The sequence below is a fragment of the Sulfurihydrogenibium yellowstonense SS-5 genome, from assembly GCF_000173615.1.
GTDB classification, from domain to species: Bacteria; Aquificota; Aquificia; order Aquificales; family Hydrogenothermaceae; genus Sulfurihydrogenibium; species Sulfurihydrogenibium yellowstonense.
In genome coordinates, this window is the sequence record NZ_ABZS01000008.1 from 1 (window position 1) to 16,556 (window position 16,556).

A 16,556-nucleotide genomic window follows, 5' to 3' on the forward strand; every position below is an offset into this window, starting at 1 on the left:
CCTATAACCCTATCACTTATACCAGGTATACTTTTTAAAAGCTTGTATTCCTCTTGAAAATTCTTCTTAGTCAATTCTTTTATCTCTTTCTCAAGTTCTTTTATGTTTTTTTCTATTTTTCTGATTAGATCATCATAATATTCCAAGTTCTCTTTCAATTTTTTGATTGGTATTGGTACATGACTTAAAGATTCTCTTTGATTTCTTAGCTTTGTAAGCTGATGCTGTAGGTCTTCTAATATCTTTAGTTTTATTTCTATTTCTTTTTCTACATCTGGTTTTGGTTTATAAAGCTCTCCATCGAAAAACGTTCTTCCATACTGTGCAATAAAGTATGAATCAGTCTTATCTGTTTTGACTCTTGTCATTTTAGCTTCCATAAACTTCTTTATCTAAAATGGATTTACTACTGCTACTTGATAGCCATTTTCATACAGATAATTAGCAAGCTTTAAATGATAAACTCCTGTATGCTCCATTATGATAAGCATATCTGACTGCTTAAACTTTTTAAGATAAGGCTTTATTTTCTTTTCAAACTCAACTGGGTCTGATTTAACTTCAAAGGTTTCTTTCTTGTTATCATACAATACTGTAGCAGTGAATGAGTTTTTAGATACATCAACTCCAACGACGATTTTGTAGTTGTTCATAAGATTACCTCCTTTCATAAAATACTTGACATGAGAGAAACTTCCTGATAACCTATCATCGTAATCAATACAGGCTTAAAAGCCTAATGTTCTGATTCAGGTTTTAGGAAGTAGAGGAAGGACAGTCTACAAACATTCTGAGCGGTCTTAAAAGACCAATGACAATAACTTGATCTGTCCTTCCTTTTTTCTCCCATGTCTATAATTATTATAAAACTTATTCTCTTGTAGATTAAAATTTTTAGTATATTTAATATACGATGACATATAAGGTTATCCTTCCTTTAATGCGTATCATTCAACCTTTCGCTGTCATTCTGAGGACTTTAGTCCGAAGAATCTCACTTTTAAATTTTATAAAAATCACTAATTTCTCACCCAAGGTATAAAGGGTGTAAATATGTTAAAGTATGTGAAGATAAACAAGAAAAGAGTAAAAGGCAAATTATTGAAGCAGTTAATTCTCAAATAAAAAATTTCAATCTTATAAGTAGATGGAGAAAGATTAAAACTTTTGTTGCTTATCTATATTCATATGCTATTGGTTATAGCTTTTTTAGAAAAAGTAAACTATGGAGGTAATTTCTCACCCAAGGTATTTTAAATTATCATATCCAATATATCTATCTCTATGTTAGAATAGATTTAAACAATTGGAGGGATGTATTATGAATATCTATTTTTTTGAGACGGAAGATTGGGAAAGATTGTACTTAGAGAAAAAAATTCAAGACTCAGGAATTCAAGGAAGTGTTAAATTTACAAAAGAGCCACTTGATGATACAAATGTAGACCTTTACAAAGATACAGAAGTAGCTATTGTATTTATATATTCCAAGCTAACAAAAGAAGTAATTGACAAGATGGAAAATTTAAAATTAATCATTACAAGGTCAACAGGATATGATCACATAGATGTTGAACATGCTAATAAAAAAGGTATAACTGTTTGTAATGTTCCCGGATATGGTAATAATACAGTTGCCGAGTATACATTTGGATTAATACTTGCTTTGGCAAGAAAATTTAAACCTATGATAGAAAGAACGTCAAAAGGTATATTTTCAAGAGATGGATTAACAGGAATAGACTTAATGGGTAAAACTATAGGTGTAATTGGTGCCGGAAGGATTGGAAAACATGTAATAAGAATAGCCCATGGCTTTGGAATGAAAATACTTGTTTATGATAAAGTTAAAGATAATGAATTGATTGAAAAATACGGCGTTGAGTATGTAGGACTTGAAGATCTGCTTAGAAGTTCTGACATCGTTACCCTACATGTACCATACACACCGGCAACGCATCATTTGATAAACAGATTTAACATTAAACTTATGAAATTAGATGCTATGCTTATTAACACTTCAAGGGGTCCTGTAGTCGAGATAGAAGCTATAGTTCAAGCACTTAAAGAAGGAAGGCTTGCAGGCGGTGTAGGTCTTGATACATTTGAAGCAGAAGATGTTTGGATTGAAGAAGAATATCTAAAGAGAGATGATATCCCTGCAATAAAGTTAAAAAAAGCATTAGAGACATTTTATATTTTACATTCTGAAAATGTTATCGTATCTCCACATAACGCTTATAATACAAAAGACGCACTTTATAGAATATTAGATATTACACTTGATAACTTAAAATCATTCATAGAAGGAAATCCAAAAAATATAGTAGGGGTTTCAAGTTGATAAAAGAACAGTCTTATTTAACAGAAAAAGTTTTAAACGGCGAAAGATTAGAGCCAGAAGAAGCATTATATATGCTTGAGAATTTTGATCTATTGTCTCTTGGCAGGCTTGCTGATTATGTTAGAGCGAAAAAACATCCGGATAATATAGCTACGTTTGTTATAGATAGAAATATAAATTATACGAACATATGCGTTGCAGGATGTAAATTTTGTGCTTTTCAAAGAAGAAAATCAGATAGTGATGCTTATGTCCTTGAACTTGATGAGATATTTGCTAAAATTCAAGAGCTTATAGATTGGGGTGGAACTACCTTACTAATGCAAGGTGGCTTAAATCCTGATTTAAGACTTGATTTTTATATAGAGTTATTTTCAAGAATAAAAGAAAAATTTCCGCAAATACAAATTCATTCACTTTCAGCAACAGAGATTAATTATCTTGCTAAACTTGAAAAAATGAGCATAAGGGATGTTTTGATAAAGTTAAAAGAAGCAGGATTAATGTCTCTTCCGGGCGGCGGTGCAGAAATTTTATCTGATGAAGTAAGAGTTTTAATATCTTCAAATAAAACTACAACAGCTCAATGGCTTGAAGTCCATAGAACAGCCCACGAGCTTGGAATGAGGTCAACGGCAACAATGATGTTTGGACATGTTGAAAAACCAAAGCATATCATCGAACATTTAAACCATATTAGACAGCTTCAAGACGAAACAGGCGGATTTACCGCATTTATACCATGGACTTTTCAAAAAGGTAATACACAGCTTGACCATTTAGAACCGGCTACTTCTGTGTGGTATTTAAAGGTTTTAGCATTGGCAAGAGTTTATCTTGATAATTTTGATAATATTCAATCATCTCATGTAACTCAAACGATGAAAGTTGGTCAAATCGGCTTAAGATTTGGTGCAAATGATTTAGGAAGCACTATGATTGAAGAGAATGTAGTAGCTTCTACAGGCTTTAAAGTTTCAAGTCCAAGACCGGAAAAAATGGCAAAACAAATTAAAGATGCCGGCTTTATTTCTGCACAGAGAGATACATATTATAATATTGTTAAAATTTTTGATTAGTTAATTGGAGTTTCTAAAATGGCTTACGTTATAGATTATGAGCTTTTAGAGAAGTTAGAGGAAAAAGTAGGCAAAGAAGAGGCTAAAAAGATTGCTCAAACTATTGAACTGATCTATAACGAATTAGACAAAAAATCAGAAATTTTAGCACAGCAAAAAAAGCTTGAGCTTAAAGACGAACTTACTAAGGAATTGGCTACAAAGGCTGATTTAGCAATCATAGAAGCAAAGTTAGAGAAAATTGAAGCTAAATTAGAAAAGGAAATGCTTAAACTTGATAAGAAATTTACAATCATGTTTTTGATTCTTGCTTTTTTGATAATTTTCATAAACAAAGATGCGATAGAGTTAATAATCAAACTTTTGCCGTTTGCAAAATAGGGAGCCAAAAATGGCTTACGTGATAGACCATGAACTTTTAGAGAAGCTGGAACAAAAGGTAGGTAAAGAAGAGGCTAAAAAGATTGCTCAGACTATTGAGCTTATTTATAAAGAACTTGATAAAAAATCAGAAGTCTTAGCACATCAAAAAAAGCTTGAGCTTAAAGATGAACTTACGAAAGAACTTGCTACAAAGGCTGATTTGATATTAGTTAAGACAGAACTTGAAGCTAAAATTGAAAAAGAAGTGTTAAAACTTGATAAGAAATTTACAATCATGTTTTTGATTCTTGCCTTTTTGATAGTTTTCATAAACAAAGATGCTGTTGAGTTATTAATCAAACTTTTGCCGTTTGCAAAATGAAAAATAGATTATAATTTACTTCTCAACCTTTTCACAAATCAACAACTAAAATTGTTTTAAAATTTTCGTAAGTTCAATTTTCCGTGTCATCCTGAGGCTGTAAGCTGAAGGATCTCATCTTTTGATTTTTTGATTCGAAAAGGAAAAAAAGAGATTCTTTGCCGACTTCAGAATGACAACCTTGATTTTTGGAGTAGCCTCATTAACTCATCTATAGCCTCACACAGCCTTTCAATATCTTCATAAGAATGATTATAATTTATCGTTATTCTAAGTCTTGAAGTTCCTTCTGGGACTGTTGGCGGTCTTATTGCTTGAACAAAAAAGCCTTTCTCTAATAATCTATCTCTTAATTTTATAGCATTTTCTTCTTTTCCAACTATCAAAGAGATTATAGGAGTACCAAAAAACCTTACATCTATCCCTTTATTTTTTAAGGAGTTTGCCAAATACTTAGACTTTTCTAAAACTTCTTTTCTTCTAAAGTCCTCTTTTGCTAATATTTTAAAATTCTCAAGAGATATAAAGTTTTGTACAGGAGATAAACCTGTTGTAAATATAACAGACCTCATAGTATTTACAAGATAATCTATCAAAATCCTACTTCCACAAATAAAAGCCCCATAACTACCAACAGCCTTAGATAATGTTCCCATCTGAATGATATTACTATCTGGTATTAAATTAAAATAATTAAGACTTCCTCTTCCTTCTTCTCCAATTATACCGGTTGCATGAGCATCATCAACTATAACAACAGCATCATACTTTTTTGAAATTTCTATGATTTTATCAAGTGGAGCAATATCTCCTTCCATACTAAAAACGCCGTCTGTAATGATTATCTTCTTTCCTTTCGTGTGATATTTTTTTAGCTTTTCTTCTAAATCTTCTACATCACAATGTTTATAAATAACTTTTTTTGCCTTAGAGATTCTAATCCCATCGATGATTGAAGCATGATTTAACTCATCGCTAAAAATAATGTCTTCTTCGTCAGAAATGGCTTGTATAAGTCCAATGTTAGCCATATATCCACTACCAACGACTATACAATCTTCTGTTTGCTTGAACTTGGAGATAAATTTTTCAAGCTCTTTTTGGATTAAATGATATCCTGATACTAAAACAGATGCACCACTTCCAAGAGATAGTTTATCAATATTATGAATCAGCTTTTGTTTTGTAATTGGATTATCTTTTAGACTTAAATAGTCATTTGATGAGAAATTAACAATATTTTCATTTAATATTAGTCTTGTTCTGTATCTGTTTTTTTGTTTTATCTCTTGTAATTTTTGAGATAAAATCTCATCTAAGTTTAACATCCTTACTTATCGCTTTCATAAACAAACTTTCTAAAATTTTCAAGAAGTTTTAGACCAAGTGTTTGACTTTTTTCTGGATGGAACTGTACTGCCCATATGTTGTCTTTTTCAATGCTTGAGCAGAAATCTATTCCATAATCTGTTGCAGTTGCTATAATATCTTTTTCATCCGGTTTAACATAATATGAATGAACAAAATAAAAATATGAACCATCTTCAATATCTTTAAACATTTTTGAATCTTTTTTCTTCCAAATCTGATTCCAACCCATATGGGGTATTTTTATGTTTAATTTATCATCAAATCTTACTACACTACCTTTTATAACTCCAAGTCCTTCATGAGAGCCAAACTCATAGCCATACTCAAATAGTATTTGTAATCCTAAGCATATACCAAAGTAGGGTTTTCTATTTTCTATATGCTTAATTATTTTATCTTTCAAGCCAAGCTTTTCTAAGTTATGAATTGCATCCCCAAAAGCTCCAACACCCGGAACAACTATTGCCTTTGCTTTGTCTAAATCCGAAGGGTCTGATGTTCTCAGCACATTAAACCCTACTTTTTCAAGAGCTTTCTCTACACTCCTTAAATTACCCATTCCATAATCAACTAATGCTATCATGCAGCTCCTTCACCAAAGATTTTAATCCTTCAAAATCTTTTTTACCTTGTAATTTTACTATCGCACTTCCAACTATAACACCGTCTGCAAAGCTTGATATAATTTTAGCATGTTCTCCCTTTGAAACGCCAAATCCAACAGCAATTTTTTTATCTGTTATTTTCTTAATTTCTTCTACTTTGCTTTTAAGCTCTTGCCATGGCAAACTTTCTCTTTCCCCTGTAATGCCTGTAATTGATACGTAATATATAAAATTATCACTCATGTTTGAAACAAGTTTAACCCTTTTTTCATGCGATGTTGGAGCAAGCAGAAAGATTACAGATAATCCATACTGATTTGCTATTTTTTTTAAGCTTTCTCCCTCCTCCGGTGGTAAATCTGGAACGATTAATCCATCAATACCATTTTCTCTTGCTATCTTACAAAAATTTTCTTCTCCCATTTTAAAAATTGGGTTGTAATATGTCATTGCGATAAGCGGCTTGTCTGGAAATCTTTCTTTTATAGTTTTTGTAATTTCAAAGACTTTAACCGGTGTAATACCATCTTTTACAGCTTTTTCGTGGGCTGCTTGGATTGTAATGCCATCAGCAACCGGGTCTGAAAAAGGAAATCCAACTTCTAAAATATCGGCACCATTTTCTAATAAAACTTCTGCCGTCTTGATACTGTCTTCAACAGATGGATATCCTGCCATAAAGTAGCAGATAAGCGGTTTTTTAATCTCAAATATTTTTCCTATCACTGAACCATCTCCTTAAATTTTGTCAAAGCGTTATCTAACACTATAAATAAATATCTCTCAACTCTTCAACACTTTTAGCTAAGGCTACTTTTGTAAAGATTTCATCCAATTTATCTGCATCTTCGCATTTATTAATAAAACTCTCTAAACTCTCTGGAATATTTCCAAACTTAAGCTGAATTAACTTAATTATAGCCTTTCTTTGAGCTTCTAACCTACCCTCCAATTTACCTTTCATCCAACCTTCCATCTTCCATTTCTCAGTTAATGTCATCATCTTCTCATCACCTCCCGAAATCTCTTTCAAAATCTTTTCAACTTTTTCAGCATCTTTCTTTATCAAAACAATATAATCCAAAATTATAAACAAGGAATCCGATTTATGCTTAATTATTAACTCAAGGATTGGTCTAAGGTTTTGAATATCATCAAAAATACGCTTCATAACAAGTATAGCCAAAATTACATCCATATTTTTAGAAATTCTGTTTTTTAACTCTTCATCTGGTATTTTGTTTAAGTCTATGAGTATGTAATTTAGTTTTTGCGTGTATTCTTGTAAATCTTTGTCTTTTACTGTTGGCAGGTTGGTTGGAATATTCCATTCTCTTTCTCCATGATAAAAAACAATGTTAATGATCGGTGGATAATATTCTTTTTTATGGCTTCTTCCCATATTACAGCATTGTAGTATAAAAGCTGTATTGGTAATGTTTTATCTACATAAGATTTATGTTCAAAAACAAATCTTATAAAGGTATCTTCATTGTTTATCTTACAGCTAAAAAGTAAATCAAGCACGAATTTTTTAGACTTTTTGGAGAATTTTTCTGTATTTACAAGAGTTATTGAAGATGGGTCTAATTTTGATGCCAATGTTGGAATAAATAAGTCTAAAACTGTCTGAAGGCTTTTTGGATTAGAAAACATTTGTTTAAAAAACCAATCGTGAGGCTGTAGGCTTTTATCTTCCATCATGTCTCCAAACGTGGATTTTGTTTAGTTAAAACTATAGGTTAATATAAATCTTTCTTGCTTTTTACCAATCAACCCTCAGACTTAACCATTGATAAAATGTCACTTGTAAGCTTATCTATATTTGTTCCCTCTTTTGCAGAAACTAAATAAACCGGAACATTCTTGCTTAAATCTAATGTCTCTCTTATAACTTTTTCAGCTTTTGCTTTTTCACTTTGATTTAACTTGTCTATTTTTGTGCCAACAACTATGTAAGGTTTTTCAAAAGATTCAAGCCATTCTTTCATTAAAACATCAAGATTTGTAGGTGGATATCTTGTATCTACAAGCATGATGATCAAATTTAGATTTTCTCTATTTAAAAGATAATCTTCTATCATTCTTTTCCAATTTTGCTTTTCTTTATGTGATACTGCCGCAAATCCATAACCAGGCAGGTCTACAAAGTAAATATCATCATTTAAGAGAAAAAAGTTGATAAGTCTTGTTTTTCCCGGTGTTGCACTTACCTTTGCAATGCTTCTTTTAAAGATAGCGTTTATTAAAGAAGACTTTCCTACGTTGGACCTACCAACTATAGCTATCTCTGGCTTGTTTGGTGGCGGAAAGTCTTCCGGTTTAACTGCGCTTTTTACAAACTTTACACTTTTTAAACTGCCCATTTTTAGCTTGCTTTTTCGTAAACATAGATTGGTGGTTTTTGCTTAAGAACTACATCTTTATCAATGATTACTTTTTTAAGTGTTTTTTGATTTGGTGCTTCATACATAACATCAAGCATTAAGTCCTCTATAATAGCTCTCAAACCTCTTGCTCCTGTTTTCCTTTTGATGGCTTCTCTTGCTATCTTTCTCAAAGCATCCTCTGTAAACTCTAACTCTATTCCATCTATTGCAAGCAAGCTTTTGTATTGTTTTATTAAAGCATTTTTTGGCTCTGTCAAGACCCTTACAAGCGCGTCTTCATCAAGCTCTTCTAAGGTTGCTATGACCGGTATTCTGCCAAGAAATTCCGGTATCAATCCAAACTTTATAAGGTCTTCTGGCTGGACTAAGGATAATAAATCTTTCTCCTCAGATTTTGATTTAATATCTGCACCAAATCCTATAGATTTTTTTCCAATTCTTTGTTTGATTATATCTTCAAGTCCGACAAAAGCGCCACCGAGAATAAAAAGAATGTTTGTTGTATCGATTTGAATAAACTCTTGGTGTGGATGTTTTCTTCCGCCTTGTGGTGGTACGTTTGCGATTGTTCCTTCTAATATTTTTAATAAAGCTTGCTGAACACCTTCACCGGATACATCTCTCGTAATTGATGGATTATCTCCAGATTTTTTTGCTATTTTATCTACTTCATCTATATAAACAATTCCTTTTTCTGCTGCTTCTACATCGTAATCAGCATTTTGAAGCAATCTTGCAAGAATGCTTTCTACGTCTTCACCAACGTATCCTGCCTCAGTGATGTTTGTGGCATCTGCAATGGCAAATGGTACGTTTAAGATTCTTGCCAAAGTTCTTGCCAAAAGTGTCTTACCGGAACCTGTTGGACCAATAAGCAAAATATTGCTTTTCTCAATCTCAACGTCTTTATCTTTAAATAACTCTTTTTGATATATTCTTTTGTAATGATTGTATACCGCTACAGATAAAATCTTTTTCGCCCTTTCTTGACCTATAACATACTCATCGAGTTTAGCTTTTATTTCTGCAGGCGTTGGAAGTTCTGATAAATTTTCAAACTTTTTGTTTTCAAGCTCTTCCCTAACTATAGATGCAAGTCTATCTACACAACTATCACAAACGAGTATATCGTTAGGTCCTTCTACTAATACATCTGCTTTACTTTCTGGTTTTCCACAGAAAGAACATTTTTTTTCTTTTGCCATTTTTCTTACTTTTCACCTCTTTTATAAATAACTTTATCTATAAGACCATATTCCTTAGCCTCTTCAGCAGACATAAAGTAATCTCTTTCTGTGTCTGCTTCTATTTTTTCAATTGGCTGTCCTGTATGCTTTGCTAAGTATTCGTTTAACATTCTTTTAAGTCTTAGAATTTCTTTTGCATGGATTTCTATATCCGTAGCCTGTCCTTGGAATCCACCAAGCGGTTGGTGAATCATTATTCTTGCATTTGGTAGAGAGTATCTCTTTCCCTTAGCCCCAGCGGAAAGCAAGAAAGCTCCCATAGATGCTGCTTGCCCCATACAGATTGTAACTACATCCGGTTTTATGTAGTTCATAGTATCATAAATAGCAAGTCCGGCAGTCACTACACCACCGGGGGAGTTAATATACATATAAATATCTTTATCTGGGTCTTCAGATTCTAAGAACAAAAGCTGTGCAACAACTAAGTTAGCAATATGGTCATCAATAGGCGTTCCAAGAAGAATTATTCTATCTTTTAATAGTCTTGAATATATATCGTATGCTCTTTCGCCTCTTGGTGTTTGTTCTATAACTATTGGTATTAATTGATTTAAAATCTTATCCATTTTGCTCCTCTTTATTTTCTTGTTTTTCTCTTGCTTCTAACTCTTCTTTAGATATCTCTTTAATATTTGCCTTTTCTACTAGTATGTCAAGTGCTTTTTGTCTTGCAATATCTGATTTAATTCCTTCTAACATGCCTTTTTGGATTAAATACTCTCTCATATCAGCAAATGAAACATTATAAGACTGCGCCAACTTGGAAATTTGTGCATCTAACTCTTCATCAGATACAGTAATACCTTCTTTTTCAGCGATTTTTGAAAGGATAAGCATAACTCTAACATTATTAATAGCTGTTATAGTTAAATTTCCTTCTGCTGCTTCAATGATTTCTTTGTTTGGCTTAATTCCATAGCTTTCAAGCTGAAATGTATATCTTTGAGTTAAATTGTCGATTTCTAACGCTAATAGAGAACCCGGAACTGGAAAATCATATTCTTGAGCTAATTTATCTAAAATCTTTTGTTCAATTTCTTGTTTTCTAAGAGCTTTTAATTGATTTTCTATGTTTTCTCTAATTTTATTCTTAGCTTCTTCTACATTTTCACCAAGACCTAAAGATTTTACAAACTCATCGTTAAATTCTGGAACAACTTTCCTTTTTACTTCCAAGATTTCTAACTCTATTTTTGCCTTACCTATTTCTTCACCTTTTTCATTATATAAAGGTGCGTTTTCAAGCTCTACCTTATCACCAACTTTTTTCCCTTTTATAGCATCTTCAATCTCTTTTCTTAAAGTACCCGAGCCAATTATGGTTTCAAATTCATCCTCTTCTTCTTCGCCTTTATCAGAAACTATGTGATATTTGACCTTAACTTTATCGCCATCTTCTATTTCTTTATCTGCATCTTCATATCTAACATGGTTTTCTAAGATGTTTTTAATAGCATTTTCTACATCTTCATCTTTAACTTCAAGTTTGACAACTTCAACTTCTATACCTTCATAAGGCTTTAGTTCAAATTCTGGAGCAACTTCAAAGCTAACTTTCATTGATAATTTTTCATCATTTTCAAGCTTTACATCGCCGAACAATATTTCAGGCGTAACTGGTTTGAGATTTTCTTTTTCAAGAATTTCAGGAAGATACTTATTGATGTATGCTTTAGCCACTTCTTCTTTTATAGCATCTTTATATTTTGCCTTTATTACAGCCTTTGGAACATGACCTTTTCTAAATCCTTTTACTTCTGCTACTTTTGATATTTCTTTAATCACTTCTTCGGCTAATTCTTTTACTTTTTGCCCTTCATCCTCAATTGTTAAAGTTCTTAATAAGTTTTCTGCTTCTACTACTACGTTCATCTATTCACTCCTCTTAATAATTTTTAAAAGAAAATTATACCATAAAGTTCAGCGAGTTTTAAATTGCATATTTTTTGTGCAAAAGTATTTTAAATTTTCAAATTTTGAATTATAATATTATTTTCTAATTCATCCTGAAAAGGAGGTTTTTTATCATGGGCAGTAATAGCCCGACGAAAATGTACTTCAAAAAAATTATCAAGGAGGAAAGAAAATGGAAAAAACCCTCGGACTGCATATCTTAGCGGACCTATACGGTGTAGATTTTGAAAAAATTGACCACGTTGAAGATGTGAAAGCTCTTCTTGAAGGTGCAGTTAAGTACGCAAACTTAAGTAAATTATCATCTCATTTTCATCAGTTTAATCCTCATGGTGCAACAGGAGTTATCCTCTTAGAAGAATCCCATATCTCTATTCATACCTGGCCAGAGCATGGTTATGCTGCAATAGACGTTTACACTTGTGGTGGCAAGGAAAAAACTTTCAAAGCTATGGAATACATCATTAAAACTCTCAAACCAAAGAGAATTGATGAGAAAATAGCTGAAAGAGGCGTAGTTCCGGTTAACCCTGAAGGTGTAAACATAGAAAAAATGCAGCTGGCACAAGTATAATCTGATTTTTAGCATTGTTATTTTAAAAATCTGCCGGTAAATTTATTGTATCACTAAGATACGGAGGTATTACTATGCTTAACAAAGACATGTTAGATTTACTCAAAGATTTTACGCCGGCAGTATTTGCAACAGTGAAAGATAATAAACCACATTTGGCATTTGTTTCATGGTTAATAGCTACAGATGAAAAAACGATCAAGGTAGCTTTAAGTAAAAATTCTGCATCAGTAAACAATATTAAAGAAAATCCAAATGTGGCAATATCTGTATTTGGTCCATCTATAGCAGCAACTATTTACGGTACGGCTAAGATAGTTAAAGATGAAATAGAAACTATTCCATTTCCTGTTTCGGTGGTAGAAGTAAAAGTCGAATCTGTTGTTGATAACTTGTTCCCAGGTGCAACAGTTAAAGGAACTATTCCATTTGAACACACCGGCAATATACAAAAGGCTTTAGAGCTTGATGAAAAAGTTTTAAATGCTTTAAAATAAGTGAGATAATTAGAAAGTTATTATTGATTGTGAAAAGTCAGCAAGAAAAAAATATATGCTTTTGGCAAGAAGTTAAGATTCTTGAAAACGTTAAAAGAGGAGTGTCTTTGGACTAAAGTCCTCAAGATGGCAGAGAATTGAAAGTAATGACAATTCATGGATTGCCATTACAAAAGGTAGGAGTAAAGAATTGTCATTCTAACGTATAAAAAATGATATATCATCAACTTTGGGGCAGTCTTTAAGCTGCCCTAGTTAAAAAATTAATCTCTCCCGATTTGAATTTAGGCATTAATGAGAAAGAGATGAAATATTGTCGTTTTACAGCCCTGGGGAAAATCTTGTATTTTTAGGTTTTAAAACATATTGAAAAAATTTTTTAAAACAATATATTAATACCTTGTGCAAATTATTTTTTAAAAGGTGAGTTTTATTGGCTATATCTCCCGAAACAATTGATGAAGTCCAAAGAGTTGCTAATGTCTACGATATAATATCGGATTATTTATCTTTAAAAAAAACAGGTTCTGTTTATGTAGCTTTATGCCCTTTTCATAACGAAAGGACTCCATCTTTTGTAGTATCTCCAGCAAAAAATATTTTTAAATGTTTTGGTTGTGGAATCAGTGGAAATGCCATTAAATTCGTAATGGAATACGAAAAAATATCTTTTTCTGAAGCAGTCATAAAAATAGCACAAAAGTATGGAATAACGGTTAAATATATAGGCAATGACAAAGATAAACATTTAAAAGGTTTATACTCTCTCACAAGGCAGATTACAGATTTTTATAAAAACCAACTTAAAGAAAGTCAGATCGCCAGAGAATACCTAAAAAAAAGAGGAATACTACCTCAAACGATTATAGACTTTGAGATAGGATACTCTCCAGAAAATCCAGAAAGATTTAATAAATTTATTCAAGAAAATAATATATCTATTGAAGATTTAAACAAAATAGGCTTGATATCAGTTCATAATGACAAAATTTATGATAAATTTAGCGGAAGAATAATTTTTACTATCAAAGACCATAAAGGCAATATTGTAGGATTTGGTGGAAGGGCTTTAGATGAAAACAGGCATCCAAAGTATCTAAACTCACCAGAAACTCAAGTTTATAAAAAAAGTAAAGTTTTATATGGACTTTTTGAAAATAGTCAAATCATAAAAGAAAAAAGCCAAGTCATCATTGTTGAAGGTTATATGGATTTAATATCTTTATATCAAATTGGCATTAAGAATGTTGTTGCAACACTTGGAACAGCGCTTACAAAAGAACATGCTAATCTTCTTAAAAAATATGTAAAAGAAGCCATTGTTATGTTTGACTCTGATGAAGCAGGAAAAAAAGCAGTTATAAGAGCTGCAGAAATTTTATTATCTGAAGGAATTACTGTTAGATATGCTTATTATACTGAAGCAAAAGACCCAGACGAACTATCAAAAAAAGGTTTAAATGTTGTAAAAGAAATTATAAACAATGCCGAAGATATTATATTCTTTTTGACACAAAAACTTAAAGAAATAAATAATTTAGAAGATAAACATCAGCTAATGAGGTATAAAACAATTTATAACTATATTTTAATGATTTTAGCAAATGTTAATGATCATGGATTAAAGGCAAGTTACGTGAACTATTTATCTCAGATGCTTGATAAAACGCCATCAAAAATAGAATCAGAAATCGATGATATAAAGAAATACCCTGAAAAGGAGTATCGGGAAATGGAAGAAGAAGCTGATAAATTAAATTTAAAATTAAGTTATAAGGAAAAAGTTTTTATTAAATATATCTATCAAAATCCAGAAGTACTAAAAGATGAAATTTTTGATAAAATATCTTTTCCTGAAAAAATACAATATATTATAGATTTAATTAAAAATAATGCTGAATACGAGCTATTAATATCAGACATAATTCAAAACACTAAAATACAGCCATCTTATGAATCTTTTCAAGACATTCTAAACGAGTTTGTAAAAAAACACGAAAAAGAAAGCCAAAGGCTTATGTGTGAAGCAATGCTAAACAAATAAATTTTAGGAGGACACTGCAAAAATGATTAACTTACACGACAGGGATGATGTAAGAACTCTTATTAACCTTGCAAGAGAGAAGGGATACGTAACCTATGCAGAAATAAGTACATATGTGGATGAAGAGTTTTTCTCATCCGACGAGAATATAGAAAGTCTTATTGAATACTTAAACGAGCTAAACATTGATGTTAGAGATGATGAAAAAATCAAATCAGAAGATGAAGATATTTCGGAACACTTAGGAATTGACCTAAGCGATGACGACGTTTGGAATAAAGCTGATGACCCTGTTAAGCTTTATCTTAGAGAAATGGGTAAAATTCCACTTTTAAAAAGAGATGAAGAAATCAAATACTCAATGGAAATAGAAAGAGGTAGAAAAAAAGTATTTAGAGGACTTTTAAGAACATCTTTCTTAACAGAAAGACTTTTAGATGAATGGGCAAAAGTAATAGACGGAAAAGCAAGGGTTCATGATATCCTAAATTTAGATGAACCGGAAGTAAAGGATGAAGAAGAAACTTCAGAATCTGAAGAGTTTAGCTTAGAAAATAATAGCAATTACGATAAAACTACAGCAGATTTTATCAAAAAAGGTCTTGAACTTGCAAAACTATACAGAGATCTTTTAGAAAAAGAAAAAAAATATTTAGAGACAGGAAGCTTAGAAGATAAAAAAGAGTTTATATGGCAGCATGCAAAATTAAATAGATTTATAAAAAGCTTAAATATTAAATTCACAAAATTAGATAAAATAGCAGATGAATTAAAAGAGCTTTATACAAAGCTAAGGAAGAATGAAAAAGATTATGAAAAAAGAATAAAAATAATCTCTAAAATTCATCCTGATATAGATTTAATGCTTTCGCCAGATTATGAAAAAAATCCGGAGATTCTTAAAAAGCTCGAAGAGCATGGCTTTTCTTATGGAAGGTATGAAATTCTAAGAACAGAAACATTGAAATTAAGAGATGAAATAGAAGAGATAAAACAAAAAATCGGGACAATCCCATCAGAATTTGACCATGTTTTAGATTTAATCCAGTCAGGCAGGAATGAAATCAATCATGTAAAACAAATATTAGTGAAAGCAAACCTTAGACTTGTTGTATCAATAGCTAAAAAATACACAAACAGAGGACTACAGTTTTTAGACTTAATCCAAGAAGGAAACATAGGTCTTATGAAAGCTGTTGATAAATATGATTACAAGAAAGGATTTAAATTTTCAACTTATGCTACATGGTGGATTAGGCAAGCAATAACAAGAGCTATAGCAGACCAAGCAAGAACAATAAGAATTCCTGTTCACATGATAGAAACTATCAATAAACTTTTAAGAATATCAAGAACGCTAGTACAAGAGCTTGGTAGAGAGCCAACTCCGGAAGAGATTGCTAAAAAAGCCGGAATGCCGGCTGATAAGGTAAGAAAAATACTTAGAACGTCCCAAGACCCGGTATCTCTTGAAACTCCAATCGGTTCAGATGAAGAATCTCATCTTGGAGACTTTATAGAAGATAAAAGTGTTCTCTCTCCGGAACAGCACATGCTAAAACAAGCTCTAAGATTACAGTTGGATGAGGTTCTATCAACCTTATCAGAAAGAGAAGAGCAAGTTTTAAGGTATAGATTTGGTTTAGAAGATGATACAGAACATACGTTAGAGCAAGTTGGAAAAAGATTTGGTGTAACAAGAGAAAGAATTAGACAGATAGAAGCTAAAGCATAAGAAAGCTC

General features: G+C 31.6%; 15 protein-coding genes and 2 pseudogenes. 8 read left to right on the forward strand and 9 right to left on the reverse strand.

Features of this window, described 5'->3' with window-relative positions:
* Nucleotides 1-653: pseudogene (locus SULYE_RS08700) on the reverse strand (IS110 family transposase); the annotation flags it as partial.
* A gap of 668 nt (nt 654-1,321) precedes the next feature.
* Here SULYE_RS08700 and SULYE_RS00645 point away from each other — a divergent pair.
* From SULYE_RS00645 to SULYE_RS00660, 4 genes are read left to right on the forward strand one after another with little or no spacing between them, the layout of a single operon-like run.
* On the forward strand, nt 1,322-2,344 hold the full coding sequence (locus tag SULYE_RS00645) for a hydroxyacid dehydrogenase (RefSeq protein ID WP_007545542.1): 1,023 nt from the start codon (nt 1,322-1,324) through the stop codon (nt 2,342-2,344).
* A complete protein-coding gene (gene mqnC, locus SULYE_RS00650) occupies nt 2,341-3,423 on the forward strand; it encodes a cyclic dehypoxanthinyl futalosine synthase (protein WP_007545544.1) in 1,083 nt (360 codons plus the stop codon). The genes SULYE_RS00645 and mqnC overlap by 4 nt, the downstream gene beginning before the upstream one ends.
* Nucleotides 3,424-3,441: 18 nt before the next feature.
* Entirely contained in the window at nt 3,442-3,804 is a 363-nt protein-coding gene (locus SULYE_RS00655; RefSeq protein ID WP_007545546.1) for a hypothetical protein, read from the forward strand.
* A gap of 10 nt (nt 3,805-3,814) precedes the next feature.
* Nucleotides 3,815-4,168: a hypothetical protein gene (locus SULYE_RS00660; protein ID WP_007545549.1), complete on the forward strand. Its 354-nt coding sequence runs from the start codon at nt 3,815-3,817 to the stop codon at nt 4,166-4,168.
* A gap of 167 nt (nt 4,169-4,335) precedes the next feature.
* Here SULYE_RS00660 and bioF read toward each other — a convergent pair whose 3' ends face one another.
* The 8 genes and pseudogenes from bioF to tig form a co-directional block, all read right to left on the reverse strand.
* Complete coding sequence (gene bioF, locus SULYE_RS00665; protein WP_007545550.1) at nt 4,336-5,496, reverse strand: 8-amino-7-oxononanoate synthase; 1,161 nt, start codon at nt 5,494-5,496, stop codon at nt 4,336-4,338.
* Between the two features lie 2 nt (nt 5,497-5,498).
* Entirely contained in the window at nt 5,499-6,122 is a 624-nt protein-coding gene (gene hisH, locus SULYE_RS00670) for an imidazole glycerol phosphate synthase subunit HisH (protein ID WP_007545551.1), read from the reverse strand.
* Nucleotides 6,106-6,870: a tryptophan synthase subunit alpha gene (trpA, locus tag SULYE_RS00675; RefSeq protein ID WP_007545552.1), complete on the reverse strand. Its 765-nt coding sequence runs from the start codon at nt 6,868-6,870 to the stop codon at nt 6,106-6,108. Before trpA ends, hisH begins: the two co-directional genes overlap by 17 nt.
* Nucleotides 6,871-6,910: 40 nt before the next feature.
* Nucleotides 6,911-7,848 (reverse strand): annotated as a pseudogene (locus SULYE_RS00680) (Rpn family recombination-promoting nuclease/putative transposase).
* 68 nt (nt 7,849-7,916) lie between these two features.
* Nucleotides 7,917-8,510: a ribosome biogenesis GTP-binding protein YihA/YsxC gene (yihA, locus tag SULYE_RS00685; RefSeq protein ID WP_007545554.1), complete on the reverse strand. Its 594-nt coding sequence runs from the start codon at nt 8,508-8,510 to the stop codon at nt 7,917-7,919.
* A gap of 2 nt (nt 8,511-8,512) precedes the next feature.
* The gene (gene clpX / locus SULYE_RS00690) at nt 8,513-9,739 is read right to left on the reverse strand and encodes an ATP-dependent Clp protease ATP-binding subunit ClpX (protein WP_007545555.1); all 1,227 of its coding nucleotides are present in this window, start codon (nt 9,737-9,739) and stop codon (nt 8,513-8,515) included.
* A 5-nt stretch (nt 9,740-9,744) separates the two neighbouring features.
* Nucleotides 9,745-10,350 carry an ATP-dependent Clp endopeptidase proteolytic subunit ClpP gene (gene clpP / locus SULYE_RS00695; RefSeq protein WP_007545556.1) on the reverse strand — a complete coding sequence of 202 codons (606 nt, stop codon included), beginning with the start codon at nt 10,348-10,350 and terminating at the stop codon, nt 9,745-9,747.
* Nucleotides 10,343-11,656, reverse strand: a complete 1,314-nt coding sequence (tig, locus tag SULYE_RS00700) for a trigger factor (protein WP_007545557.1) — start codon at nt 11,654-11,656, stop codon at nt 10,343-10,345. Before tig ends, clpP begins: the two co-directional genes overlap by 8 nt.
* Nucleotides 11,657-11,870: 214 nt before the next feature.
* On the opposite strand from tig, the gene speD reads away from it, so the two are divergent.
* The 4 genes from speD (at nt 11,871) to rpoD (ending at nt 16,548) form a co-directional block, all read left to right on the forward strand.
* A complete protein-coding gene (gene speD / locus SULYE_RS00705) occupies nt 11,871-12,272 on the forward strand; it encodes an adenosylmethionine decarboxylase (protein WP_007545558.1) in 402 nt (133 codons plus the stop codon).
* Nucleotides 12,273-12,346: 74 nt separating this feature from the next.
* The gene (locus tag SULYE_RS00710) at nt 12,347-12,769 is read left to right on the forward strand and encodes a pyridoxamine 5'-phosphate oxidase family protein (RefSeq protein WP_007545559.1); all 423 of its coding nucleotides are present in this window, start codon (nt 12,347-12,349) and stop codon (nt 12,767-12,769) included.
* A 433-nt stretch (nt 12,770-13,202) separates the two neighbouring features.
* Nucleotides 13,203-14,813, forward strand: coding sequence for a DNA primase (gene dnaG / locus SULYE_RS00715; protein WP_007545560.1), 1,611 nt, complete (start codon nt 13,203-13,205; stop codon nt 14,811-14,813).
* 22 nt (nt 14,814-14,835) lie between these two features.
* Nucleotides 14,836-16,548: an RNA polymerase sigma factor RpoD gene (gene rpoD / locus SULYE_RS00720; protein ID WP_007545561.1), complete on the forward strand. Its 1,713-nt coding sequence runs from the start codon at nt 14,836-14,838 to the stop codon at nt 16,546-16,548.
* The last annotated feature ends 8 nt before the right edge of the window (nt 16,549-16,556 follow it).